Genomic DNA, 24,650 nt, shown 5'->3' on the forward strand with positions numbered 1-24,650 from the left:
ACCGAGATTCGGATTCGGTGATTGGTCGGCGATTGCGGGCATATTGTTCATGCGTATCAGAATTCTTGGAAGGTTCAGTGTCCCCTCTATCTGAGACGAGCGTCGTATCGACGGGATTTGTCATTGGATTCGCCGCCGTCACCGTCCTTGCGCTGGCTGCGACGGTTCTCCTGCTGTGCTGGCTCCTGAGTCGTCAGCGCTCTGCGCATGAGGCCGGGGATATCACCGGGCATGCCGCTAAGCATGCGAAGAGCGCGTCCGCGGGCTCCGCCTTGCTCCGCCATCGTCTCCTGCTGGCGGCGCTGCCCGCGGTCCTGGCCTGTCAGCTTCTCGTGACTGGCCTGGCGACGGCGCGGATCAATACGACGCTGCGGTTCGCCAACACGCTCGGACAGGTCGTCGAGCTGGCGTCCGGCTCCGGCCATGCCTCGGGGCCGACCGAGCTCGCACCGGTCGCCGGCCCGCAGCCGACTGGTGATGCTGATGGCGCCGACAGCACCCCCACGAGCGCAGGATCGGAGATGCCGCCCACTCCCGATCCGGCCTATGTCGCTTCCCTGGAGGCGACGTCAGAAGGCGGGAACACCTTCAAGACGACCTTCCACGGACCCGCCAGCGGCATCACGGACGAGGTCTGGTTCTGGACGCCGCGCGGGTATTCCGCCACGGATGGGAAGTCCTACAACGTTCTGACCCTTCTGCACGGCGTGCCCGGCACAGCTGACGGCATTGTCCCGGGACTGGACCTCGGCACTCAGCTGCAGGCCGCCATCGACGACGGGCGTCTGCCCCCGACCATCGTCGCCGTGCCCTCGCTCAACGCTGATGCCGCCCAGCGCTCCTCGCCCGACTGCGCGGACATCATCGGGCGCGCCAAGGTGGGCACCTGGATCCAGGAGGACGTGCCGAGGATGATCCGGGCCACCTTCCCGGGAGTCCGTGAGGAACGCCAGGCATGGGCCCTGGGCGGGGTCTCCTCCGGCGGCTACTGCGCGGTGTGGACCACCATTGTGCGCTCGGACGTCTATGCGGCCGCGGGCTCCTTGTCCGGCTACGACGTCCCCGCTGAAGGTGGACTGGCCTCGCCCGAGCTCCGTGACGCCAATACCTTGAGCGCTCTGGTGGCGGGCCGCCAGCACCCGCCGATCAGCCTGTGGCTCCTGGGCGCGCAGGACGATCCACTGGCCGCCGGGACGGTCACCGACCTGCCGGCCGCCGTCACCGGTGAGGACGCCGTTGAGGTGGTCAGGCCCCCTGAAGGTGGACACTCCTGGGCTCTGTGGAAGGAGCAGACCTCGGCGTTCCTCACCTGGTGGGCGCAGCGCCCGGATGTCAACCCGGATGGGGCCGTGCTACCGACTCCGTCTCCTACTCCGTCACCGACGCCGACTCTCGATGCAGCAGTCTCCGACGTATCCGAAGAGGCGCCGGCCGCCGAGGCGCCCCCGGCTCCGGCTACGCAGGAGGGGAGTCTCGGACTGGCTGGCCGCCTGGTGCGGTCTTTCACCCAGATCCGGGGCACGGGTGTCATCACCATGGTCTTCCTGCTGACGCTCGCGGCGACTCTGGCGTGCCTGGTCGCCCCGGCCCGGGCGGCTGCGCGCGATGAAGCTGGGGACGGCGGGGACAGTGAGAACGACACCGGGGCGGCAGAGGCGAGCACCGGCCCCAGCACCTGGGTCGGTGCGGCTCGCGGCTGGGGAAGGATCGTGGTCCACGTGGCCGGCAGGACGCTGCTCCTGATCAGCGCGTGTGCTCTGGCCGCAATCCTGGTCGGTCTGATCGGCAACAGGATCGGCGCCTTCTACCCGACCTGGGGGTTGGCCTGGGCGGACATCGGCCCGGCCCTGTGGTGACAGGCGGTTGGTGGTGAGTTGTGCCCCGCCCCGATCCGGGGCGGGGCACAACTCGCTAGTTGGGAGCTGACAGCGGCTGAGGGCGCCGTTCAGCCGCCGGCTGGTCAGTGCGGCTTTTCAGTGGCCGTCCGGCAATGCGTAGGGTCCGCGTGCGGCGACCTCCGTCCAGCGCTGCTTGCTGATCCGGGAGGCCAGCAGCGCAGCGATGGTGCAGAAGGCCAGGCCGGTCGCGATCCACGTGAGCCGATTTTCTGGGAGGCCCACGCCCATGAAACCGATGAGCTTGTCGCCGAGGTGGGAGCCGCCGTGGATTCCGACGGCGGCCCAGGCGCTGCGCATTCTCAACGCGAGGTAGGCGGCGGCCAGCGCGAATCCGAAAGGAGTGGCGAGGTAGAGGATGTGATCCAGGGCGTTCTGCTGGCCGCCGCTGGAGATCAGGTGCGGGATGGTGAAGACGATTGCCGAGATCCAGACGGCGCGCTTGGGGTGATCGGAGAGGCTCTGCAGGAGATAGCCGCGCATCACGGCCTCCTCTCCAATGCCTTGGTAGATGTAGCAGAACACGATGATATGTACGACCATGAACCAAACCGGCAGTATGGCCGACCCACTCCACGCCTCCTCCGGGGCCCGGATTCCGATGCCGAGAAGGAGGAAGATTGCGGTGAGCCCGCCGATGACGGCGACAGAGATCCCGGTTCCGGCCAGCAGGCCGAGCAGCGCGCGGCGGTTAATGGTCAGGCCGGTGACGCGCATGGGTCGGCGGTCCACGTACCGGGTGAGCAGGAAGGTGAACAGGAGATACAAGGGAAGAGGAACTAACCAGACGAGAATTTCCGCCTCCATACGGAGCAGGGGATCACTCGAGTTGAGCGCTTCACTCAGCGGGGTGACGAAATACATCATTGCCAGGACGAACGGCATATGAGCGATGAATGCGACAAGCGCCAGGAGGGCGCGCGCCCAGCCTGGCAGACGAGGACGGTGCTGCTGCGGCTCGGTACTCTTCGGCTCGGGGTCTGGACGTCGTGTGGTGTGTGGTTGGGTCATGTTTCGACGCTATGAGCTCGCCCGAGGAGGTCTCGCGTGACCGAAGACAGGATTCCTGGCGCATATTCGTGACCCCGGTCACGGGACTGCCAAGTGCCGGCCGGTTTACGGTGAGCGGATGAGCACCCAGCAGCAAGACGTCATTGGCCGGCCGGATCGGTCGAAGGATGCTTTGCCGACGGGTGCTGCTCTTCTACCCGTCCTGCAGATCCTCGCACTGATGTGCCTGACGCTCTTCTGGTGGTCGCTTGTCGAGTCCGTAGGAGTCTCGGAGTTCACCGGGGCCGAGATGGCGGCTCTGTGCTACATCCTGGCCGTGACCGGCGTGATCGGCGCCGTGTGGACGCTACGACGACGGCTCGCGCCCGGTCGCGGACGCGCGGCCTGCTCGGTGGTCGTACTGCTTCTCCTGATCGGGCCGACCCTGCTGGGTAGGGTCAGCTTCTCCATGCCGGCTGTCATGCTGGCCACCGCGCTACTGGTCGTTGACATCGGTGTGCGCACGAGCCTGGCCGGCGATGTGCTCGTATCCGCTGTGTGCCTGCCGTTACTGTCCCTGAGCCTCGGAAACTCATGGGCGGAGACCCTGCCCGATGTCCTCTCCATCATGACCCTCATGCTGGTGGGCACTGTTCTGGGAATGGTTCTGTCGAGGTACGACGCCGCCCTGGCCGCCCAACACCGTGCGATCACCGAGCGCGACGCGGCCCTGGAGAACGTCCGTCGGGAGGCCGCGCTGGAGAAGGAGCTCATGCTTGCCCAGGAGCGTGCGCGGGCCGCGCACGAGCTGCACGACGGGCTGGGACACCGGCTGACGCAGATCGGGGATGAGCCTGGAGTTCGCGAGCCGTGTGCGTTCATACAATCCTGATAAGGCCTGGAACGAGGTGGCGGTGGCGGAGCGCACGAGCCGCGAGGCGGTCGGCGAGATGCGCACCTGGGTGCGGGCCCTGAGCCCTGTGCGCGCCGAGAACGGCCGGGGCGTCGCGGGCCTGGAGGCCGTTGCGGCGTCGTTCCGCGGGACGGGGCTGGAAGTGAGGGTCCGCGACGAGCTCGGCCCGTACGAGCTCGCCGAGGCCGCCGAGCTCCTCATGTACCGCACCGTGCAGGAGGGGCTGACCAACGCCCTCAGACACTCCCGGGCGCGCACGGTGGACATCCTGGCGGCTGCCAGCAGCGACGGCCTCCTCATCTCGGTGGCCAACGACATCCCCGCTGACCGCCGGCAGGCGGTTCCGCAGGCACTGGTGGGGGAGGATGACGGCGCTTCCGCCGGGTTCGGCGTCAGCGGCCTGTCCGAGCGCGCTGCCGAGATGGGAGGCAGAGTGACGGCTGGCAGGATCGGCGACTCCTTCCTGCTCACCCTGATGCTTCCGTATCGGCAGCTCGCGACCCCACTTCGTCCGGAGGCGTCATGAACGCTGCGATTCGGGTACTTGTGGTTGACGATCAGCAGCTCCTGCGTCGGGGACTGATGATGCTCTTCAGCACTGTTAACGACATCGACGTGGCGGCCCAGGCCGCCCACGGAGCCGAGGCCCTGGCGGTGCTGCGCGCCGAGGAGGTCGACGTCGTCCTAGCGGACGCGAAGATGCCGGTGATGGACGGGATCGAGCTCGTGCGGCAGTGCTCCCGGGCGCACCCGGATCTGCCGGTCCTGGTGCTGACCACCTTCGACGATCCCGACGTCGTCCAAGGTGCAGTTGCAGCTGGGGCGGCCGGGTTCCTGCTGAAGGACACCTCGATCGAGTCCTTGGCCGAGGCGGTCCGCGCTGTGGCGGCGGGTGGCCTGGTCATTGACCCGCGTGTGGCTAGGCTCGCCCTTGCTGCACCGCAGGACAAGAAGACAGAGTCGTCCGCCGTACTGGCGATCCTGACCCCGACCGAGCGCGAGGTTGCGGCGCTGGTAGCCGAGGGGCTGACGAACCAGGAGATCGCCGCTCGCATGGTGCTCGCCGAGGGCACGGTCAAGAATCATGTCTCCGCCCTGCTGCGCAAGCTGCAGGCCACCGACCGCACCGTGCTGGCACTGACCCTGTACAAGGCCTTTCACGCTGACTCCGGCTCGTGAAGGAGCGGCTACCGGTTCGCGCATTGATCGCGCGCCTGAGCCCGGACGCCGGCTCCGAGGGTGGCACGCCGCCTGCGATGCATTGATGGGGAGCCCGGTGAGCTCCCCATCAGCTGCATCAGCTACTTGTCGTTCTTGAGGCGGTCCACGGCCCCCTCGACCACGCCCCTGGCGTCATCGACGGCGCTCTTGACCCTGCCCTCGGCCTGCTGAAGCCTGCCCTCGGTCTCGGTCTCCTTATCGTCCGTGACCTTCCCGGCGACCTCCTTGGCCTTGCCGGACAGTCTGTCGTAGGCCCCGTTGTCGTTCATAATGAATCCTTCCTTTTGGGTGCTAAGAACATAACATTTTCCGTCTGGAATGGGTCTTGGTGTTGCCTGTGAGGCACCTATTACCGACGACTATTATCATGGTGCTGGGATCAATGAATGAGTGGTCGCAAGGAAGGTGAGGTGCGCGTGCGCCCGGTGGTGATGAGTGATGTCGCCCGTGAGGCGGGCGTCTCTCAGCAAACGGTCTCGCGTGTCCTGCACGACCATCCCTCGGTGCGCCCCGAGACCCGTGCCCGTGTCAACGCCGCCATCGAGCGTCTCGGCTACCGGCCCAATCTTGCGGCGCGGTTGCTGGCGGCCGGTCGCAGTCGCACGGTGGGCGTGTTGCTCACCTCGCAGCTCAGTCATGGTACGGCGGCCATCTTCGCGGCGATTGCGGACTCCGCTCGGCAGGAGGGGTACCAGCTCGTCGTGGTCTCGGCCCGGGACGACTCCTCGGTCTCGGTCGCCATGGCTCTCGACGAGCTCGCCGGCTATAGGGTGGAGGTCTCCATCATTCTGGCGCGGCGCATCGCGGCCCTGGATGAGCTCGGGGCCAAGCCGGCGAGCAGGCCCCGGATTCTTGTGGCCGGTCAGGGCGGGATCGCAGGGGTGACCACGGTCGCCATCGATCAGACATCCGGTGCCATTGCCGCGACGGAGCACCTGTTGCGCACCGGGCGCAGACGACTGGTTCACGTTGCCGGAGACCTCAGCAATGTCGATGCTGTTGCTCGCCGTGACGCATTCGTGCGCACCTGCGCCGATGCCGGGGTGGAGGCCGTCGTCGTCGACTCAGGCGCCTGGTCGGCGGAGGCCGGGGCCCGTGCCGGGGCCGAGGCTCTGGGGGCCTCTCCCGATGGGGTGTTCGCGGCCAACGACGACTTGGCCCTGGGGGTGATGCGGGCGCTGCACGACGCCGGGTATCGCGTGCCCGATCATGTGGGCCTGATCGGTTTCGACGATGTGCCGTCCAGCCGCATGCTCGTTCCCTCGCTGACGACGGTGGTTCAGGACTTCCGCGCTCTGGGTCGCGCCGTCATGGCGCAGGTCGTCGCGGTGGCCGACGGCGAGGAGCCCGAGGATGTGCTGCTGCCGGCGCGGCTCGTCATCCGGGAGTCGACCCGGCCTGCGACCTGATGCCGCTCCCGGTGCCTTTCGGCTGCAGCTCTAGTGAGCCGGGTGGGTGTCCTGGGCCTTGGGTGCCTTCTGGCCGTATGTCTTGATCTTGGAGATGACGGTGGCGATCTCGGAATCGTCGAGGATCTTCGGGGTTCCGGCGCTGAGCGTGCGCAGGTAGAGCTCGCACACCCATTCCAGCTCCTGGACCAGAACGTAGGTCTCCGCCAGGGTGGGGCCGGCGACGACCGATCCGTGATTGCTCATGAGGGCGGCGGTGCGCCCCTGCAGCGCGCGCTCTACGTTGCGGGCGAGTTCGGGCGACCCGTACGTGGCGTAGTCGGCCACGCGCACATCGGGACCGCCGAACATGGAGATGTAGTAGTGCACCGCCGGCAGGGCCTTGACGCCCTCCAGGCTGGCCACGGCGGTGGCGGCGTAGGAATGGGTGTGGATCACTGCCGGCAGGCCGGTCGTGCGCAGCGTCGTCAAGTGCAGATCCAGCTCACTGGCGGGCTTGAGCGGGCCCTCGACCTGCTCGCCCGATTCGTAGTCCACGACGGCCACGAGATCGGGGCGAAGATCCCTGTAGGGCAGGCCGCTCGGGGTGATGGCGACGAGGTCGCCCTCGCGAATGGACAGGTTCCCCGCGGTGCCGACGATGAGTCGATCGGGGGCGAGGCTCTGGCAGGCGGCTGTGATCTCGGTACGGGCGTGCTCCAGGAGCATGGGTCTCTCTTTCCTCCGGGCGGCGTCTCGGCGCGCCTCTTTGCGCATGACGTGACGCGAGCAGTCTGGTTTGAGAGCGCTCTCATGTCAAGACCATTGATTTTCAAAAAGCATCTTGACGGCTAAGAGAGGTGGTGCCAGGATCAATGTGTGCGCTCACATCAGTGAGGCGCTGGTCACCGACGCCCAGCAAGAGAGGTACTCACCGTGTCTAACCACGTGTCTGCTCACAGTTATCCCGCCATCGGGATCCGCCCGCTCATCGACGGCCGCCGCCACGGTGTCCGCGAATCCCTTGAGGACAAGACCACGCAACTGGCCAAGGATGTGGCCGAGCTGATCTCCTCGTCCCTGAACTACCCCGACGGCTCACCGGTCAGGTGCGTCATCGCCGAGACCAACATCGGCGGTGTCAGTGAGGCCGTCGCCTGCAAGGAGCAGTTCCGCACCGAGAACGTCGGTGCTGAGCTCACCGTAACGGCCTCCTGGAACTACATCACCGAGGTCCTCGACCTCGATCCCTCCATCCCGCACGCCATCTGGGGCTTCAACGGCACCGAGCGCCCCGGGGCCGTGACCCTGGCCGCGGCCGCCGCCGCCTACAACCAGCTCGGGATCCCCTGCTTCGGCATCTACGGGCACGACGTCCAGGATGCCGGCGACTCCGGCCTGACCGACGACGTCGTCGAGGACATCCTGCGCTTCGCCCGTGCGGCCCTCGGGGTCTCCCTCATCAAGGGCAAGAGCTACCTCGCCATGGGCACGGTCTCCATGGGGATCGCCGGGTGCCGGCCCCCGGAGCAGTTCCTGGCCGACTACCTGGGCATGCGCACCGAGTACATCGACATGATCGAGATCGACCGTCGCATTGAGAACGGCATCTACGACACCGCCGAGTACGACAAGGCCATCTCCTGGGCGCGCGAGCACCTGACCATCGGCGAGAACCGCAACCTGCCGGCCAACACCCGCACCCAGGAGGAGTACGACCGTCAGTTCGAGTACTCCATCAAGATGGTCCTCGTCGCCCGCGACCTCATGGAGGGCAACCCGCGCCTGGCCGAGCTCGGCTTCGTCGAGGAGGCCGGCGGCCACAACGCCATCGCCGCGGGCTTCCAGGGCCAGCGCCAGTGGACGGACTACAAGCCCAACGGTGACATCATGGAGACCCTCCTGAACACCACCTTCGACTGGAACGGCAAGCGCCAGGAGGTCGTCTTCGCCACCGAGGGAGACGCCTGCAACGGATTGGCGATGCTGTTCAACTCCGTCCTGACCAACCGCCCCCAGCTCTTCAGCGACGTGCGCACCTACTGGAGCCCCGACGCCGTCAAGCGCGTCACCGGCTACGAGCTGGAGGGCGTGGCCGCCGAGGGCTTCATCGACCTGCGCAACTCCGGCGCCACCACCCTCAACGCCACCGGCCAGGAGAAGGACGCCGAGGGCAACCCGGTCATCAAGCCCTGGTGGGAGATCACCGAGGAGGAGATCGCGGCCGACCTGAAGGCCACCACCTTCCACGCCGCCAACGCCGAGTACTTCCCCGGCGGTGGATTCTCCACCCACTTCGTCACCGCCGGGGGCATGCCGGTAACGGCCTCACGGCTCAACTTCGTCGCGGGCCTCGGGCCGGCGCTGCAGATCTCGGAGGGCTGGACCATCGAGCTGCCCGATGAGGTGCGCGACATCATCGAGGGCCGTACCGACCCGCTGTGGCCCACGACCTTCTTCGTGCCGCGGCTGACCGGCAAGGGCGCCCACGCCTCGGTCTACGACTGGATGGCCAACTGGGGAGCCAACCACACGGCCACCGGCTACGGGCACTTCGGGGCCGACCTCATCACGCTGGCCTCCATGCTGCGCATCCCGGTCTACATGCACAACGTGCCCACCGAGCGGATCATGCGCCCCAAGGCGTGGATCCCCTTCGGCACGGCGGACCTGGAGAGCGCCGACTTCCGCGCCTGCTCCACCTTCGGCCCGATCTACCGGTAAGGGGACGACCATGAGCCAGACCGGTTCCCACGGCGCCGTCGCACTCGACCTCGGCTCCAGCTCCGCCCGCGCCATCCTGGGGGTGCTGTCCCATGGCGTGCTCACGATGAGGGAGGTCCACCGGTTCCCGCATCAGGCCCAGCGGCAGGAAGGAGCGCTGTGCTGGGACATCGAGGCCCTGACCGGCGCCGTGAGGACCGGTCTGGCCCGGGGCCGGGAGGCCCTGGGCGCCGAGCCTGACAGCATCGGCATCGACACCTGGGGAGTCGACTACGGGCTGCTGGATCACGAGGGGCGACTCCTGCGTCCGCCGCGGGCCTACCGCGACGAGCGCATGTCGCGCCATGCCGCCGGGCTCGATGCCCGCATCAGCCGGGAGGAGGCGTGGCGGGCCACCGGGATCGCCCCGCTGGAGATCAACACCGCCTACCAGGTCTACGCCGATCTCCAGGAGGATCCCGGACTGCATGATCAGGTCGGCCTGCTCCTGCCGCTTCCGGACCTGCTCGCCTACAGCCTTGGAGCCCCGGCGTCTGTGGGGCGGGCCATCGCCAGCACCACCCAGATGGCCGCCCCCGGGGCCCGGGAATGGTCGGCTCCCATGGTGGAGGCGGTGGGCCTGCCCCCGAGGTGGCTGCCGCCCCTGGTGGACGACGCCACCGTCGCCGGCCGGGTCGAGGGCACGGGCACCTCGATCGTGCGCCCCGGTGGGCACGACACCGCCTGCGCCGTGCACGCCTTGGGATTGGAGCCGCAGGAGACGGCCCTGTTCATCTCCTGCGGCTCCTGGAGCCTCATCGGGGCAACGCTGCCCGAGCCCCTGTTGGAACGGCAGGTGCTCGAGGCCGGTTTGACCAACGAGGTCCGCACCGACGGCGGCGTGCGTCTTCTGCGCAACCTCACCGGGCTCTGGCTGCTGCAGGAATGCCAGCGGGCCTGGAACGACGACGATGTCGCCTCCCTGGTCCGGGCCGCCGGCGAGCAGCCCTCACTGGGCGTCGTTGTCGACCCGGACGACGAGGTCTTCGCCCGTCCCGGCGATATGCCGGGCAAGTTGGCCCGGTGGTGCCAGGAGCACTACGGAACAGCACCGGAAGGCCGGGCCCAGACCGTGCGGCTCATCCTGGAGTCCCTGGCCTGCGCCCACGCGGCCTACGCCGAGCAACTCGCCTCGCTGGCGGGATCCCGCTTGGAGGCGTCCGCTCCCATCCACCTCATCGGGGGCGGTGCGCGCAACCGCCTCCTGGCCCAGATGACGGCCACCGCCTGCGGGCGCGAGGTGATCGTGGGAGCCGTGGAGGCCAGTGCCACCGGCAACCTCCTGGCCCAGTTCGAGGCCCTGGGCGTCACCCGCCCCGAGGACCGCGGTCAGATCCTGAGCGATTCCTGCCCCCGCACGGTGCTGGCACCGCAGGACGACCAGGACGACACCGCGGCCTTCACCGCCATGCGCAACCGCCTCGCCGAGGCCAAGCGCCAGTAATACCAGCAATACCAGCACCGATCACAGCGGCCCGCCCGAGAGATGGGGGCCCGGGCGGGCCGCACCGCACGCATCAGCGATGCACCGCTATGACGATGCAGCGTTGTCGGGTTGCCGTGTTGTCGCATTGCCGTCGTGCCGCCTTACTGCGTTGGCAGCGGCTCGCCTTGGCGTCCCTTGAGCGCCGGCGCATTTCAGATCCCGGCACGGACCCCACTGCCACTCCTCAGCCAATCCTCAACGGAAGGAACCATCATGCTCCGCAACATCCCCGCCAATCTGTCGCCCGAACTGGTCCGCATCCTCATGGAGATGGGGCACGGCGACGAGATCCTCCTGGCCGACGCCAACTTCCCCGGACACCACCTCCACCCGCGCACCGTGCGCGCCGATGGCCTGATGATCCCCGACCTGCTGCGCTCGATCCTCACCCTCATGCCCCTGGACCGCTACTCCGACTACCAGGTGGCGCTCATGGAGACGGTGGGGGACGACCCCAGGCCGCCCGTGTGGGACGTCTACGAGCAGATCTGGACCGAGGCCGAGGCCGCTGCCGGGCCGGTGACGGCCCGGACCATCGAGCGCATGGCCTTCTACGAGCACACCCCCAGCGTCTACGCCGTCGTACTGACCGGCGAGACCGCGCTGTACGGGAACCTCATCCTCAAGAAGGGGGTCCTGTGACCGCGGTGGTGCGCTCTGCCCGCGCCACGGTCCCGCCCCTCCTCGCCACCTCTTCAATGCCCCGTCCGCATTCGTAATCCGTCCACCTGCAATGGAGCAGAGCTCATGACCTCCACATCCGCATCCATATCGTCCATGTCAGCCATGTCCCGTCAACAATCGCATTCCGCCGGCGAGGATACGGCGGGGCCTCCGGCCGCCGGCGGTTCCGGTGCGCCCGATGCGCTTGATCCCGATGCGTCCTCCAAGGGCCGGCCCCGCTTCGTCTATGCGGGCATGGGACTGCCCTTCGCGCTGCTGGTGACCTGCTTCGCCTCATGGGGCTTGTCCACGGACCTGACGGCCCCACTGGTGAAGGTCTTCCGCTCCATCTTCTCCATGAGCAATGTGCAGTCCTCGCTGGTGCAGTCTGCGTACTACGGTGCGTACTTCTGCCTGGCGATCCCGGCCTCCTTCATCAACAGCCGCCTGGGGTACAAGGGCGGAGTCGTCATCGGTCTGGGGCTGGCCTCCACCGGCGCGCTGCTGTTCATCCCCGCGGCCCACGTCATGACATACTCGCTGTTCCTGGCGGCCCTGTTCACCCTGGCATCGGGGCTGTCGATCCTGGAGACCAGCGCCAACCCCTTCGTCATCGCCATGGGCCCCGAGGAGAACGGGACGCGCAGGCTCAATTTCGCCCAGGCCTTCAACCCGATCGGCTCCAACCTCGGCGTGCTCATCGCAGCCGTCCTCATCCTGCCCCACATCAACACCACCACTGCCGCTGAGCGCGCTGCCATGTCCCAGCAGGAGCTGGTGGCCACCCGCAGCTCCGAGCTCCAGGCCGTCATGGGCCCCTACGTGGCCCTGGGCATCCTCTACCTCCTGCTGGCGGTCTCGATCGGCTTCGTCAAGGTGCGCAAGGAGCGCAAGGAGGAGCCCATTGCGGCCTCCGAGGGAGGCAGGTTCATGCGACTGCTGAAGAACAAGCGCTACAGCTTCGGCGTGGTGGCGCAGTACTTCAACATCGCCGCGCAGACCTGCATCTGGACCTACACCCTCCACTACGTCACCGACGCACTGGGCGTCAGTGATGCGGTCGCCGGGTACTGGCTCCAGGCCAGCCTCATCATCTTCCTCGTGGCCCGCTTCGCCATGGTGGGGCTCATGGGCTGGCTCGATGCGCGCAAGCTCATGCTCATCATGTGCTGCCTGGGCGTCGGCCTGTCGCTCTTCGCCATGTCGAGCGTCAACCTGGTCGGCTGCATCGCCGTGGTCTCGCTATCGGCCTGCATCTCCCTGCTCTTCCCCACGATCTACGGGGAGGCCCTCAAAGGTCTGGGCGCTGACACCAAGTTCGGGGCCGCAGGACTGGTGATGGCCATCATCGGCGGTGCGACCATGCCGCTGGTGCAGAGCTGGGTCATCGACCACTCCAATGCTGCGCTGTCCTACGGAGTCGTCGCAGTGTGCATGGCGGTTCCCGCCGCCTACGCCGTCTACACGCTGCGCCTGAAAGACCCTGAGAAGAGCAGCGAGGCGTGACGCCGCCCGGGTCCTGTATCGTGCCATTGGGCTATGAGCCCAATGGCACGATACAGGACCCCGCTCTGCGCTCTCCGCGGTTCTCCGAGCAGCCGGGCGGGCAGCCGTGCATGTGTTGATATGTTCATGTGCTGCAGTCCTGCTCCAGCTGCTCGGAGAACCGGCTCGAGGATGAGGATTGAAGCGGGCGAAACGCGCTTCACCGTGCTTGTCCGCGCACTGCGGGAACGCCGAGCGCATAGCCTTGTCTCATGACAACTGATGCAACGACGCCCGACCAGGCTGTCACCACGCGCACCGAGTCCGACTCCATGGGCACCGTCGAGGTCGCCTCCGACCGCTACTGGGGCGCGCAGACTCAGCGCTCCTTGACCAACTTCGACATCGGCCGCGAGACCTTCGTCCTGACCCGCCCGCTCATCAAGGCCCTGGGCGTGCTCAAGAAATCCGCCGCCCTGGCCAACGCCGAGCTCGGCGAACTGCCTGAGGACATTGCGCAGTACATCGCCTCCGCCGCGGACGAGGTCATCTCCGGTGAGCTGGACTCCCACTTCCCGCTGGTCGTCTTCCAGACCGGCAGCGGAACCCAGTCCAACATGAACGCCAATGAGGTCATCTCCAACCGGGCCATCGAGCTCGCCGGTGGCCGGATGGGCTCCAAGACCCCGGTCCACCCCAACGACCACGTCAACCGTGGCCAGTCCTCCAACGACACCTTCCCCACGGCCATGCACATCGCCGTCGTCGATGAGCTCGCCCGCATGTACCCGCGCATCGAGCAGCTGCGCAACACCCTGAACGCCAAGGCGGGGGAGTACGACGACGTCGTCATGGTCGGCCGCACCCACCTCCAGGACGCCACCCCGATCCGTCTGGGGCAGGTCATCTCCGGCTGGGTGGCCCAGATCGACCTCGCCCTGGACGGCATCCGCTACGCCGACTCCCGTGCCCGCGAGCTCGCGATCGGCGGTACTGCGGTCGGCACGGGGCTGAACGCCCATCCGAAGTTCGGGGCGCTGACCGCCGAGAAGATCAGTGAGGAGACCGGCATCGAGTTCGCTCAGGCCGGCAACCTCTTCGCGGCCCTGGGGGCCCACGACGCCCTCGTCCTGGTCTCCGGCGCCCTGCGGGTCCTGGGAGATGCCCTGATGAAGATCGCCAATGACGTGCGCTGGTACGCCTCCGGACCGCGCAACGGCATCGGCGAGCTCATCATCCCGGAGAACGAGCCCGGCAGCTCGATCATGCCCGGCAAGGTCAACCCGACCCAGTGCGAGGCCATGACCATGGTCGCCACCAAGGTCTTCGGCAACGATGCGACCGTCGGATTCGCCGGCTCCCAGGGCAACTTCCAGCTCAACGTCTTCAAGCCCGTCATGGCCTGGTGCGTGCTCGAATCCATCCAGCTGCTCGGGGACGCCTGCGTGTCCTTCGACGAGCACTGCGCTTACGGCATCGAGCCCAACCGCGCCAAGATCGAGCACAACCTCGAGACCAACCTCATGCAGGTCACGGCCCTGAACCGCCACATCGGCTACGACAAGGCCTCCAAGATCGCCAAGAACGCCCACCACAAGGGGCTCTCCCTGCGCGAGTCCGCTCTGGAGCTCGGATTCGTCACCGCCGAGGAATTCGATGCCTGGGTGGTGCCTGCCGACATGACCCACCCCAGCGCTGCTGAGGGCTGATCCCGGCCCGCCCAGCAGGAGGCGGATCGGTTACGACGGCGCCCCGGCATGCGAGGGGGCCGGGGCGCCGTCGTCGCTCTGGCCGGTCAGGAGCCGGTTAGGATAGGCGCCCGCATCGATCCCGAGGAGCTCATCTTGCTCGTTGCTGCTGCCGTTCTGGCCGTCATGGCCGCCGAGGTCCATATCCTCATCTTCTACATGGAGTCGATCGCCTGGGAGGGGGCTCTGGCCCGCAAGACCTTCGGTGGTACACCTGAGGAGGCCCGCCCTCACGCCTTCTACGCCTACAACCAAGGTTTTTACAACCTCTTCCTGGCCATCCAGACGGTGGTCGGCGTGGTGCTCATGCGCTTGGGGGTCACTCACGCCGGTGCGGCCCTGATCCTGGCCGGGACAGGTTCGATGCTGGCGGCGGCACTGGTGCTCTTCACGGTCTCTCCCCAGCACCGTGCCGCGGCGCTCAAGCAGGGCGCCTTCCCGCTTCTGGCGATCATCTGCCTGGTGACCGCACTGGTGCTATGAGCCGTGACGTCTTGGACTCCGTCGAATAGCTCCGCGATTCTCGGGGCTCGAATCGATGCGGTGCCGCAGCCGTATGCGGGCGCCAGGGGATGGCAGACTGCCCTTCGTGACGCGTTCAAGCACTTTGGGGCTTCTCGTGGAAGTTCTGCTCGTCCTCCTGGGCCTGGGGACGATCCTGGGGGGAGTCTCCGTATTCGCGACCTGCTGCATAGTGGCCTGGATCGTTCTGGCGCTGATCTACGTGGCCATCATCCTGTGGTTCGCCTGGTGCGTCCGACTGGTTCCGGATCAGACCGACACTCAGGAGACTGCACTGGTGCTGCCATCCTGGTTGGTCTTCCTCCTGGGCTGGACTCCGGTGATCGCCGCTTTCATGGGGCTGACCGGCGGACTTACTGAGCAGGTCAGCCCCGACCAGATCGCTGATCAGATCACCCAGTTGCTCACCACTGACCGGGACACCGCGTTGCGAATCGCCGGGGTCGCCATCGATGCGGTCACGGTCCTCATGGCGGTCCTGGGCTGGTCGCTCCTCCATCTGGGATACGCCCGTCACTACGAGCGCCTCGACCACCTGTACGGCTCCGCTATCGAATTCCCGGGGACAAGGATGCCGAGCTCACCGACTACATGTACTTCGCCATCACCATCGGCACCACCTTCGCCACCTCCGACGTCAACGTGGTGTCGCGCCGCCTGCGCTGGACAGTGGCGACGCATTCGGTGCTGGCCTTCTTCTACAACGCCATCGTCATGGCGATCGCCTTCAAGATCCTTACTGACTGAACTGGTTGAACTGGCTGGGCAGTCCCTCGGCCGTTCATGTTCTCTCGGCCATGGGGGTGACGCCTCTGGCGCCCATTAGCAATAGGACTCCTGGAAGCCTGTTCATGGGCCCCGAGTGCCCCGCCCAGGGCCGCCTCGCTGCGGGGATGGCCCTGCTTTGGTGTCGGCACGGCGCAGTGAGCGCGCCAGGTGTCCAAAACGGAGGAGATCAACCCGGGCACCATGCAGCGCGACACCGAAGCCCACTGAAAACACGCCGAAAACACCAGGCAATCGCACGGTTTCTTGAAGACACCCAGGCCAGCGAGGCTTTAATCCCCTCCGTTTTGGACACACTCAGCCCAACAAGCCCATCAACCGACCCCCATAGGCACGCCGGCCCCACCGACACGACCGCCCCCCCGGGGACGACACTTAGAGACCCACGCATAAGCCTCGAGGACTCCGCCGGCGGGCACACTGCTATTTTTGATTTTTCTGCTTTTTCTTCTTCTGAGGAGTGAGGCTGAGACATGCCCCGTATCGATCATGCTGCTCTATGGGTATCCGACCTCGCCGGTGCGCGCGACTTCTATGTCAGCTGGTTCGCCGGACGGTCCAACGGCGAGTACCACAATCCTGCGACTGGCCTGCGCACCTTCATCATCACCTTCGAGCCCGATCATGCCGGTGAGGCTTCCAATGGGCGCTCCGCCCGGCTCGAACTCATGAGCCGTCCCGATATCGCCGCCTCCACCGGTGCCGACACACTCGGCTGGGCCCATGTCTCCTTCGCCCTGCCCGGCCGCGCCGATGTCGACGATCTGGCCGCCCGAGCGCGCGCAGCGGGCGTGCCCGTGGTCGACGGCCCACGACGCACCGGTGACGGTTACTACGAGGCCGTTCTCCTCGACCCCGAGGGCAACCGCGTTGAGATCGTCGCCGGTGACTATACCGACGAGATCGCTCTGCGCCCCGAGGCGTGAGCCACCGGCTAGCAAGGGTTAGCAAGGACTCGTGACACCTCGAGCTCGAGGCGTCTGCGGGACTCTGCTCGCCCTCGTCGGTGTGCGCGATCCCGCATATCGTCGGGATCGCGCGGCCGTAGACTCGCGCCACGTGAGTACCTTCGCCGCATCCGGACGCAGTATCCGCCGGGCACTGCGCCGCCCCCTCGCCATTGCCGAGGCTGCCATCGCCCGTCGTACTGTGCGCCTCGCCCCTGAGCCGCCGGGAGAGCGCGAGGGCGTTGTCACGCCTGACGGAGCGCATGCCCCCGCCGGCACCGGGATCATCCGCGGCGGCGGTGCGCCGCTGCGGCTGGCTGCTGTGGGGGATTCGCTCATCGCCGGCTCGGGTGTCCAGGCTCAAGAGCAGACCCTTGTGCCGCGTATCGCCCGCATTGTCGCCGCCGGCACTGGACGCGACGTCGAATGGGTCACGCACGCCAAGCTGGGTGCCACCATGCGACGTGTGCGCTACCGCTTCCTGCCCGAGGTGGCCGACGCCGACGTGCTCTTCGTGTGCGCCGGTTCCAACGACCTCATGGCCCGTCGCAGCCTTGACGAGTGGACTGATGACCTCGCCGCCGTCCTCGACGACGCTGCGCGGCGCGGCCGGCACATCGTCACCTGCAGCGCCGGCCAGCTCTACCGCAGCCCCGCCCTCATGCCGGCCCTGCGCTCCGTTCTGCGCGAGTGGACCGACGCTCAGACCGAGGCCTCGGCCGTCGTCTGCGCCGAGCGGGGCATTCCCTTCGTCGACGTCGCCCACTGCGACCTCGACGACGGCTTCTGGGCCGATGACGGGTTCCATCCCTCCGCCGCCGGCTATGAGATGGCCGCGGGCATGGTTGCGCGAGTCGTGCTCACCCGGCTCGAGGACTGCGATGCGCGCGATGACGGCCTTTGCTCCGCCGTTGCTTCGACCGGGCAGTTGGCCTCGTAGCGCGGCTGGCCCGGTTTCCGCGTGCTGTACTCAGGGCCCTCAGCGCTCGTCGAGCATCCCGCGCAACCAGTCGATCTCGGCTCGGCGTGCGGCGCCCGCCACGCGCACCATGCCCCGGCGGTAGGGGTCGGGCTCACGGGCAGCGCGGCGGGGCGTGCCGTCGGTGTCGTAGAAGAAGGCCGGTGACGGAGCCTGGAGGATGGCCAGTCGGCGGCGAAGTACGGCTTGACGCTCGGCGGCCGAGGGCAGGTGCGACAGGAAGGCGAGCACGGTCAGGAAGCGCGGCATGGAGGTCATCGCCGCCTCGTCCGGATGGCGCAGCAGTGCATGTAGGCGCTCGCGGCCTGCCGTGGTGATCTCAACGCGGCGGCGCATGCGGCCCCGCCCTCCGGGCTCCTCCGTGCGGACCAGGTAGCCGGCTTTCTCCAGGCGGGCCAGTGCGGGGTAGAGGGCCCCGTCGGACAAGTGGCTTCCGGGGCCGTCGAGCTCGACGATGCGGCGGCGCAGCTCGTAGCCGTGGAGAGGCCCGTCGTCGAGGAACCCGAGGATCTTGAGGGTGAGCACGAAGCTCAAGATACATCGAATCGACATAAATGAATTGAGACTGTACGGTGGTTGTGCGTGCCGGACCGTTGTGCGTGCACGCGGAAGGGAGACTCTAGGCGTGAGTTCTCACGAGGCCCCCGGCGTGGCCCATACAGCCAGCACCATTGAGTTCGACGCTGTGACCAAGCGCTATCCCGCTCTCGCCGGTGGGCGCCGTGACGCCCCGCCGGCTGTGGAGTCCTTCTCCGCCCGCTTGCCCGCGGGCACGGTCACGGTCCTGCTCGGCTCCTCCGGATGCGGCAAGACCACGCTGCTGCGCATGGTCAATCGCATGGTCGATCCCACCGAGGGCCGTATCCTGCTCGACGGCGAGGACGTGCGCGATCGCGATCCCGTCGCGCTCAGGCGCTCCATCGGCTACGTCATGCAGAATGCGGGCCTGCTCCCGCATCGTCGTGTCATCGACAACATCACCCTCGTGCCCCGCCTCGGCGGGGTCGATCGCGGAAGAGCCCGTGATCGTGCTCTGGAACTGATCGACATGCTGGGCCTGGATCGTGACCTCGCTCAGCGATATCCCCACCAGCTCTCCGGCGGACAGGCCCAGCGCGTCGGGGTGGCCAGGGCGCTGGCCGCCGACCCCGGTGTTCTGCTGATGGATGAGCCTTTCGGCGCAGTCGACCCGCTCGTGCGCCGTGAGCTTCAGCGCGAGCTCATCCGCATCCAAGCGGATCTGGCCAAGACCATCGTTTTCGTCACTCACGACGTCGATGAGGCCCTGCTGCTCGGTGACGAGATCATCCTGCTGAGCGAGGGCGCCCGCATTGCGCAGAGGGGCACTGGCGCCGAGCTCGTCGCCGACCCCGCCGATGATTTCGTCGCGCGCTTCCTCGGCCTGGATGATTCCGAGCGTGCGCTGCGCCTGCATGAGATCGCCGGACGACATGTGGTTCAGGATGCGGTTGGACGAACACTGGGCGTTCTGGATGCCGCGGAGGATGCGCTGGCCGCCGCTCACCCCCACGAGGCGGTCGGCACGTGAACTGGGTGCTCACCAATGCCCCGCTGGTGGAGACCTATGTGGTCGCCCACCTCCTGCAGGTGATCCCAGCGATCCTGGCCACCCTCGTCCTGTCCCTGCCCCTGGCGCGCCTGGCGCAGCGAGTGGCGCCCCTGAGGGTGTTCATCGTCTCCGGCTCCTCCCTGATGTACGCCATCCCCTCCCTGGCGCTGTTCGTCATCCTCCCGCTCATCCTGGGCACGGGGATCCGCGATGTCGCCAATGTCGTGGTTGCCCTGACGCTCTACGGCATGGCCCTGCTCGTGCCGGCCACCGTCGAGGCGCTCGAGGCCGTCGATGATCGGGTGCGCGATGCCGCCACTGCCGTGGGCATGGGAGCGGTGCGGCGCTTCCTCACCGTCGAGCTGCCACTGGCCGGTCCTGCGATCCTGGCAGGACTTCGGGTCGTGACCGTTTCCACGGTCTCCTTGACGACGGTCGGAGCGGTGCTGGGCGTGCCCAGCCTGGGATGGCTCTTCACCAATGGCTTCCAGCGCGGACTGACCGCAGAGATACTCACGGGCCTGGTCGTCACGGTGCTGCTGGCCGTCGTTCTCGACGGGCTGGTCGTCCTGGCCGGGAGACTGCTCATGCCCTGGACCCGCCGAGAGCGGGCCACAGCCCGGGCCGACCGAGAGGGCGTATGAACTACCTTCAGAGCACCATCGATTATGTCCTGAACGCCGAGAACTGGACCGGTGCCATGGGCCTCGGCGCTCTTATGACCCAGCACGTGGGCTACTCCCTGCTGGGAGTGGGTGTCTCCGCGCTCATCGGCGTGCCGCTGGGATGGTGGGTCGGTCACACCGGCAAGGGGCGAGGTATGGCCGTGACCGTCTCCGGGGCTGTGCGCGCCCTGCCGACGCTGGGCCTGATCACTTTGTTCGGGCTGGCCCTGGGCATCGGTCTGCGTGCGCCGCTGCTCGCACTTGTCGTCCTGGCCCTGCCCAGTGTCCTTGCGGGTGCCTACACCGGCATTGAGGCTGCAGATCGTCTCGCCGTCGATGGTGCTCGTGCCAGCGGCATGAGCGAGGCCCAAGTGCTCACACGTGTCGAGATCCCCCTCGGAGCGCCTCAGCTCGTCGGCGGACTGCGGTCGGCCAGCCTCCAGGTCATCGCCACCGCCACGCTGGCGGCCTACACCGGTGCAGGAGGACTCGGCAGACTCATGTTCCTCGGCCTCAAGACCCAGGACTACACCAGCATGCTTGTGGCATCTTTCCTGGTGGTTGTCCTGGCCCTGGGCTCCGAAGCCGTCTTCAGTCTTATTCAGCGGGCCGTCGCACCGGCTGGCACGCGCCACAGGAAGGACTCCTGATGCTCCCCACCACCCGCCGTCGCCTCCTCGCAGGAGCCGGCCTGACTGCTCTGACGGGCGCCCTCGGCGCCTGCGGGCTCGGCAAGGATCCTTTCGCCTCCGGAGATTCTGACGACTCGGCATCCGGTCCCATCGTCATGGGCAGCCAGCAGTACTACTCCAACGAGATCATCGCCGAGATCTACGCCCAAGCCCTGGAGAGCGCAGGCTACGAGGTCACGCGCGTCTACCAGATCGGACAGCGCGAGGTCTATCTGCCTCAGCTCGAATCGGGCGATATCACCGTCATTCCCGAATATGGAGGCAATCTCCTCCAGTACTACGCCAAGGAGCCGGAGGCCACCGACGCCGATTCCGTGCGCGCTGAACTCTTCACGGTTCTGCCCCAGGACCTGACGATCCTGGAATCGGCCGAGGCCACCGACCAGGACTCCTATACGGTCACTCGTGCAACGGCCGACGCCTACGGCCTGGCCTCCATCGCGGATCTGTCCCAGCTGGGGGATCCCGTGAAGGTCGCCGCGAACTCCGAGTTCGAGACTCGCCCCTACGGTCCCAAGGGGGTGCTGTCCACCTACGGCGTGAACATCGAGATCGATCCCGTGGAGGACACCGGAGGTGCGCTAACCGTCAAGGCCCTGACAGACGGCACTGTGGAAGCGGCCAATATCCCCACCGCCAGCACGACCCTCGTGGACAACGACCTCGTCCTGTTGGATGACCCGAAGAATCTCATCCTTCCGGAGCACGTCACCCCGCTGGTGCGCAAGAGCCTCCCAATTGGCGCCGCCCAGGCCCTTGATGCGGTGTCGGCGCGCTTGACCGCCGAGGAACTGCGCGCCCTCAACGCCCGCTCCACCAAGGAGCAGCTCGAATCCGCCGCAATCGCTTCCGACTGGCTCGCCAAATAGGAAGATGCGGGAGGCGGTGGTCTCGATCTATTTCAAGGGATCGCGTCTCCGATCCTGCTCGGGACCGGCGCCCGAGTGTCCAAGGGCCGGGGCGGCCCAGGCTGCGATAATGCTCGCGCTGAGCACACAGAGCGCCAGGATGAAAGGTGCGAGCGGGTGCCAGCCGTACAGCACGGTGGCCGTCGCGGGCGCGAGGATCCACGTCATGGCGCCTGTGGCATTGAGGATCCCGGCTGCCCCGCCCTGCTCCGCGGGGCTGACGGCGAGGGAGCCGCCGGCGGTGAAGCCCGGTCCGACCAGACCACTGGACATCCCGATGGTGAAGGTCGCTGCTGCCATGAGCCATAGAGCCGGGGCCAGGGCGAGGACGGCGAGTGCCACTGCCGCCATGGTCACCCCGGTGCGCACAAGGCGGCCGGGCCGCCACCCCAAGCGCGGCACGATGAGCAGTTGGGTGAGCATGGCCCCGGTCGCATTCGCCAGCAGCATGACGGCGGTCAGGCTGATGGCGCGCTCGGGTGCCAGGTGCAAGCGGTCTTGGACGATGAACCCGGCGATGATCTGGACGACGCCGGCGGTGAAGAACATGCCGAAGGCCGCCCCAATCCATGGCAGGAGCCTGGCATCGGACCATGAAACTCGAGGAGGCAGCGGCGCGCCGCGACTATGACGCTCGAAGTCTTCGGCACCCCGAGCCGCAGTACGGGCGCGATCCTCTGTCTTCCGGATGGATGTCGTCTGCTGTTCGGGGTGTGCGGTGCCCGCTGCAGCGTTGGTCGTCCTCATGACGCTGCGATGGGTCGTTCCCCGCGGACGGTGCGCAGCGGAGCGCCGTCCTTCGGGGATGGCGACGGCCGCGATTCCCAGCGCCACCAGGATGAACAAGGGGGTGGCGTGCACTGGGGCGTAGATCGACCATGCGCCCAGCGCACTGGAGAGCAGCGATCCGATGACGATGCTCAACTGCACTGAGCCGGAGAAGGCCGCCATGCCTCGCACGCGAGAGGCTTCATCCGTGGTCAGCTCGGCGATGAGGGCCTGTCCGGTCGGCGGAATCGCCGCGGTCGCGGATCCGAAGAACGGGCCCCGCGCGGCCACTATGCCGATTCCGGCGGCCGTGGCTCCTAGGTGACCGAAGACGCGTAGGCCGACGGTGGCGCTGAAGAGGCATCCCGCGCTGAGGGCCAGGCACAGGGAGATGAGCAGGACGCGCCGTCGGCCCCAGGAGATGGACCGCCTGCCCCAGAACTGGGACAAGAGCGTCACAGCGAGCGCGGCGGTCGATACCGCCAGTCCGACGACCCATTCGCGTAGCCCCAGGGCGCGCGCCAGCGGTGCGATCGAGGTATTGAGCATGTTCTGCGCGACGTATGTGAACAAGCAGATGGCCAGCAGGGCGCGCAGTGTCGCATGGGCGTGGGGAAGCGCCGAGAGAGGCGACGAAGGGGAATGAACACGCCCGTGGGATTCGGGGAGAGCACTGTGAGACGTGGGGCGGCCGGACGCGAGCACCGCGCAATTCTACCGCTTGCAGATGTCTACAAGTGACGCCAGACCTCCACGCGCCAGCGGGCATCTCCGGATACGGGGCGCCAGGTGCCCGGGGCGTCGGAGCGTTCAGGGTCGATGCGCCACTCCTCGGTGGAGATCGCCGGCGCCCGTACCAGGGCGGATTCCGGCAGGCCCCGGTCGCGGGCGCGCTGTGCGGCGTCCAGGCCCAGGACGCTGACCACGAGCACATCGGGCAGTCCTGCGGCCATGGCCTGCGCGTAGACGTTCCCGCCGCCGATCACCCACAGCCTGGGCAGCCCGGCCGCCTCATCGGTGCGGGAGTCCTCTCCGAACTCGGCGGACAGCCCTCGGGCGGCCAGTGATAGTCCCTCGTTCAGGCGAGAGGCGGACAGTGCTCCGGGTGCCCGCCACTGACGGTCGCGAGTGAGCACCACATTGCGCCTTCCGCGCAGGGCGCCCCCCAGCGAATCCCACGTGACGCGCCCCATCACCAGGCCGCAGCCCATCGTCATGGCCTTGAAGTGCTGAAAGTCCGCGGGCACGCGCCAGAGCATTCCGCCGTGCGCACCGAGAACCCCGGTGACGTCCTGCGCCCAGATCATGCCCAGGCCGCCGACGGGCGGTACCGGGACCGTTCTGGGCAGATCCCCCTCATCCATACGGGCCTCGCTCTCGGCGCGCACTCACACCGCCCGCACTCACACCGCTACCGGCGCTTTAATCGCGGGGTGATGCGCGTAGCCCTGCGAAGCATCGATGTCCTCCATGGCGTAGGCATCGATCGACTCGGCTGGTGCGAGGCGGAGCGTGGGGAACGGGTACGCGGCGGGCACTCGAGAGAGCTGCTCTCGCACCTGATCGACATGGTTGTCGTAGATGTGGCAGTCGCCCCCGGTCCATATCAGTTCGCCGACTTCCAAGTCCGCCTGCTGAGCGAGCATATGGGTCAATAGGGCGTAGGACGCGATATTGAAGGGAACGCCCAGGAACAGGTCGGCGCTGCGCTGATAGATCTGCAGGCTCAGGCGCCCCTGCGCCGTGTAGCACTGGAAGAAGGCATGACAGGGAGCCAGCGCCATGGCATCCAGGTCCCCCACGTTCCAGGCTGACACGATCATGCGTCGCGAATCCGGATCCTTCCGCAGAGTGCTGATCAGATCCTTGACCTGATCGATCGCCTCGCCGGAGCGAGTGGGCCAGCTGCGCCACTGCGAGCCGTACACAGGCCCGAGTTCGCCGTCGGCATCGGCCCATTCATCCCAGATGGTGATTCCCCGCTCCTGGAGCCAGTGCACGTTGGTGGCTCCCTGGAGGAACCACAGCAGCTCGCCCTTGACGGCTTTCATGGCTACGAACTTGGTGGTGATGCGAGGAAATCCGACGCTCAGGTCGTAGCGCAGTTGACGGGCGAAGACCGAGCGCGTGCCTGTCCCGGTGCGGTCGCCCTTGGGGACGCCGTGGGTGAGGACCTCGGCGAGGAGCTCCTCATAGGCGACATCGACGCCGTCGGGTGCTTCCAGGCCCAGAGCGGCCAGAGCGGGATAGCGATCCATCGG

26 protein-coding genes are annotated in these 24,650 nt (G+C 67.3%); 18 read left to right on the top strand and 8 right to left on the bottom strand.

All coding sequences use genetic code 11. From position 1 onward, the window contains the following. Positions 1–77 precede the first annotated feature (77 nt). Positions 78–1,856 (top strand): alpha/beta hydrolase, encoded by a 1,779-nt coding sequence (locus W5W_RS0114125; RefSeq protein WP_017195879.1) that lies wholly within the window; start codon positions 78–80, stop codon positions 1,854–1,856. 117 nt (positions 1,857–1,973) lie between these two features. Here the strand turns inward: W5W_RS0114125 and W5W_RS0114130 are convergent, their stop codons facing one another. After that, a complete protein-coding gene (locus W5W_RS0114130; protein ID WP_029574360.1) occupies positions 1,974–2,906 on the bottom strand; it encodes a CPBP family intramembrane glutamic endopeptidase in 933 nt (310 codons plus the stop codon). A 118-nt stretch (positions 2,907–3,024) separates the two neighbouring features. Between W5W_RS0114130 and W5W_RS16450 the strand changes: the two genes are divergently transcribed. From W5W_RS16450 to W5W_RS0114140, 3 genes are read left to right on the top strand one after another with little or no spacing between them, the layout of a single operon-like run. After that, positions 3,025–3,777, top strand: coding sequence for a sensor histidine kinase (locus W5W_RS16450; protein WP_202947017.1), 753 nt, complete (start codon positions 3,025–3,027; stop codon positions 3,775–3,777). After that, complete coding sequence (locus W5W_RS16455) at positions 3,758–4,324, top strand: sensor histidine kinase (RefSeq protein ID WP_202947018.1); 567 nt, start codon at positions 3,758–3,760, stop codon at positions 4,322–4,324. The genes W5W_RS16450 and W5W_RS16455 overlap by 20 nt, the downstream gene beginning before the upstream one ends. Beyond that, the gene (locus W5W_RS0114140) at positions 4,321–4,977 is read left to right on the top strand and encodes a response regulator (RefSeq protein ID WP_017195881.1); all 657 of its coding nucleotides are present in this window, start codon (positions 4,321–4,323) and stop codon (positions 4,975–4,977) included. The genes W5W_RS16455 and W5W_RS0114140 overlap by 4 nt, the downstream gene beginning before the upstream one ends. A gap of 122 nt (positions 4,978–5,099) precedes the next feature. On the opposite strand, the gene W5W_RS0114145 is transcribed toward W5W_RS0114140, so the two are convergent. Then, a complete protein-coding gene (locus W5W_RS0114145; RefSeq protein ID WP_008729812.1) occupies positions 5,100–5,288 on the bottom strand; it encodes a CsbD family protein in 189 nt (62 codons plus the stop codon). Positions 5,289–5,405: 117 nt separating this feature from the next. Here W5W_RS0114145 and W5W_RS0114150 point away from each other — a divergent pair, with 117 nt between their 5' ends. Then, positions 5,406–6,428 (top strand): LacI family DNA-binding transcriptional regulator, encoded by a 1,023-nt coding sequence (locus W5W_RS0114150; RefSeq protein ID WP_238533369.1) that lies wholly within the window; start codon positions 5,406–5,408, stop codon positions 6,426–6,428. A gap of 30 nt (positions 6,429–6,458) precedes the next feature. Here the strand turns inward: W5W_RS0114150 and W5W_RS0114155 are convergent, their stop codons facing one another. Next, positions 6,459–7,136: a class II aldolase/adducin family protein gene (locus tag W5W_RS0114155; RefSeq protein WP_017195883.1), complete on the bottom strand. Its 678-nt coding sequence runs from the start codon at positions 7,134–7,136 to the stop codon at positions 6,459–6,461. Positions 7,137–7,355: 219 nt separating this feature from the next. Here W5W_RS0114155 and W5W_RS0114160 point away from each other — a divergent pair, with 219 nt between their 5' ends. The 6 genes from W5W_RS0114160 to W5W_RS0114185 all read left to right on the top strand — a co-directional run bounded on the left by W5W_RS0114160 (position 7,356) and on the right by W5W_RS0114185 (position 15,035). Further along, the gene (locus tag W5W_RS0114160) at positions 7,356–9,131 is read left to right on the top strand and encodes an L-fucose isomerase (RefSeq protein WP_008729794.1); all 1,776 of its coding nucleotides are present in this window, start codon (positions 7,356–7,358) and stop codon (positions 9,129–9,131) included. A gap of 10 nt (positions 9,132–9,141) precedes the next feature. Beyond that, positions 9,142–10,614 (top strand): rhamnulokinase, encoded by a 1,473-nt coding sequence (locus tag W5W_RS0114165; protein ID WP_017195884.1) that lies wholly within the window; start codon positions 9,142–9,144, stop codon positions 10,612–10,614. 255 nt (positions 10,615–10,869) lie between these two features. Next, positions 10,870–11,298 carry an RbsD/FucU family protein gene (locus W5W_RS0114170; RefSeq protein WP_017195885.1) on the top strand — a complete coding sequence of 143 codons (429 nt, stop codon included), beginning with the start codon at positions 10,870–10,872 and terminating at the stop codon, positions 11,296–11,298. 105 nt (positions 11,299–11,403) lie between these two features. Continuing rightward, complete coding sequence (fucP, locus tag W5W_RS0114175) at positions 11,404–12,825, top strand: L-fucose:H+ symporter permease (RefSeq protein ID WP_008729798.1); 1,422 nt, start codon at positions 11,404–11,406, stop codon at positions 12,823–12,825. A gap of 251 nt (positions 12,826–13,076) precedes the next feature. Then, positions 13,077–14,513, top strand: a complete 1,437-nt coding sequence (fumC, locus tag W5W_RS0114180) for a class II fumarate hydratase (protein ID WP_017195886.1) — start codon at positions 13,077–13,079, stop codon at positions 14,511–14,513. A 48-nt stretch (positions 14,514–14,561) separates the two neighbouring features. After that, positions 14,562–15,035, top strand: coding sequence for a DUF1304 domain-containing protein (locus tag W5W_RS0114185; protein WP_017195887.1), 474 nt, complete (start codon positions 14,562–14,564; stop codon positions 15,033–15,035). A gap of 115 nt (positions 15,036–15,150) precedes the next feature. Here W5W_RS0114185 and W5W_RS16960 read toward each other — a convergent pair whose 3' ends face one another. Next, positions 15,151–15,609 carry a hypothetical protein gene (locus W5W_RS16960; RefSeq protein ID WP_017195888.1) on the bottom strand — a complete coding sequence of 153 codons (459 nt, stop codon included), beginning with the start codon at positions 15,607–15,609 and terminating at the stop codon, positions 15,151–15,153. Positions 15,610–15,665: 56 nt separating this feature from the next. Here W5W_RS16960 and W5W_RS16965 point away from each other — a divergent pair, with 56 nt between their 5' ends. The 3 genes from W5W_RS16965 to W5W_RS15160 all read left to right on the top strand — a co-directional run bounded on the left by W5W_RS16965 (position 15,666) and on the right by W5W_RS15160 (position 17,747). Further along, a complete protein-coding gene (locus W5W_RS16965) occupies positions 15,666–15,821 on the top strand; it encodes a DUF1345 domain-containing protein (RefSeq protein WP_017195889.1) in 156 nt (51 codons plus the stop codon). 512 nt (positions 15,822–16,333) lie between these two features. After that, a complete protein-coding gene (locus W5W_RS0114200; RefSeq protein ID WP_017195890.1) occupies positions 16,334–16,786 on the top strand; it encodes a VOC family protein in 453 nt (150 codons plus the stop codon). A gap of 133 nt (positions 16,787–16,919) precedes the next feature. Further along, entirely contained in the window at positions 16,920–17,747 is an 828-nt protein-coding gene (locus tag W5W_RS15160) for an SGNH/GDSL hydrolase family protein (protein WP_017195891.1), read from the top strand. Between the two features lie 39 nt (positions 17,748–17,786). Here W5W_RS15160 and W5W_RS0114210 read toward each other — a convergent pair whose 3' ends face one another. Beyond that, positions 17,787–18,311, bottom strand: coding sequence for a PadR family transcriptional regulator (locus W5W_RS0114210; protein WP_008729837.1), 525 nt, complete (start codon positions 18,309–18,311; stop codon positions 17,787–17,789). 100 nt (positions 18,312–18,411) lie between these two features. Between W5W_RS0114210 and W5W_RS0114215 the strand changes: the two genes are divergently transcribed. From W5W_RS0114215 to W5W_RS0114230, 4 genes are read left to right on the top strand one after another with little or no spacing between them, the layout of a single operon-like run. After that, complete coding sequence (locus W5W_RS0114215) at positions 18,412–19,335, top strand: ABC transporter ATP-binding protein (RefSeq protein ID WP_008729797.1); 924 nt, start codon at positions 18,412–18,414, stop codon at positions 19,333–19,335. Further along, positions 19,332–20,000, top strand: a complete 669-nt coding sequence (locus W5W_RS0114220; protein ID WP_017195893.1) for an ABC transporter permease — start codon at positions 19,332–19,334, stop codon at positions 19,998–20,000. The genes W5W_RS0114215 and W5W_RS0114220 overlap by 4 nt, the downstream gene beginning before the upstream one ends. After that, positions 19,997–20,671 carry an ABC transporter permease gene (locus tag W5W_RS0114225; protein WP_008729831.1) on the top strand — a complete coding sequence of 225 codons (675 nt, stop codon included), beginning with the start codon at positions 19,997–19,999 and terminating at the stop codon, positions 20,669–20,671. The genes W5W_RS0114220 and W5W_RS0114225 overlap by 4 nt, the downstream gene beginning before the upstream one ends. After that, positions 20,671–21,582, top strand: a complete 912-nt coding sequence (locus W5W_RS0114230; RefSeq protein ID WP_017195894.1) for an ABC transporter substrate-binding protein — start codon at positions 20,671–20,673, stop codon at positions 21,580–21,582. Before W5W_RS0114225 ends, W5W_RS0114230 begins: the two co-directional genes overlap by 1 nt. A gap of 27 nt (positions 21,583–21,609) precedes the next feature. Here W5W_RS0114230 and W5W_RS0114235 read toward each other — a convergent pair whose 3' ends face one another. Genes W5W_RS0114235 through W5W_RS0114245 form a run of 3 tightly spaced genes read right to left on the bottom strand, consistent with a single transcriptional unit; the run spans position 21,610 to position 24,647 of the window. Then, the gene (locus W5W_RS0114235) at positions 21,610–23,094 is read right to left on the bottom strand and encodes an MFS transporter (protein ID WP_029574363.1); all 1,485 of its coding nucleotides are present in this window, start codon (positions 23,092–23,094) and stop codon (positions 21,610–21,612) included. Between the two features lie 26 nt (positions 23,095–23,120). Then, a complete protein-coding gene (locus W5W_RS0114240; protein ID WP_017195896.1) occupies positions 23,121–23,753 on the bottom strand; it encodes a dihydrofolate reductase in 633 nt (210 codons plus the stop codon). Positions 23,754–23,792: 39 nt separating this feature from the next. Then, positions 23,793–24,647 (bottom strand): thymidylate synthase, encoded by an 855-nt coding sequence (locus W5W_RS0114245; protein WP_008729824.1) that lies wholly within the window; start codon positions 24,645–24,647, stop codon positions 23,793–23,795. Positions 24,648–24,650: the final 3 nt, after the last annotated feature.

Source organism: Actinomyces massiliensis 4401292 (assembly GCF_000269805.1).
In the GTDB taxonomy this organism is placed as follows: domain Bacteria; phylum Actinomycetota; class Actinomycetes; order Actinomycetales; family Actinomycetaceae; genus Actinomyces; species Actinomyces massiliensis.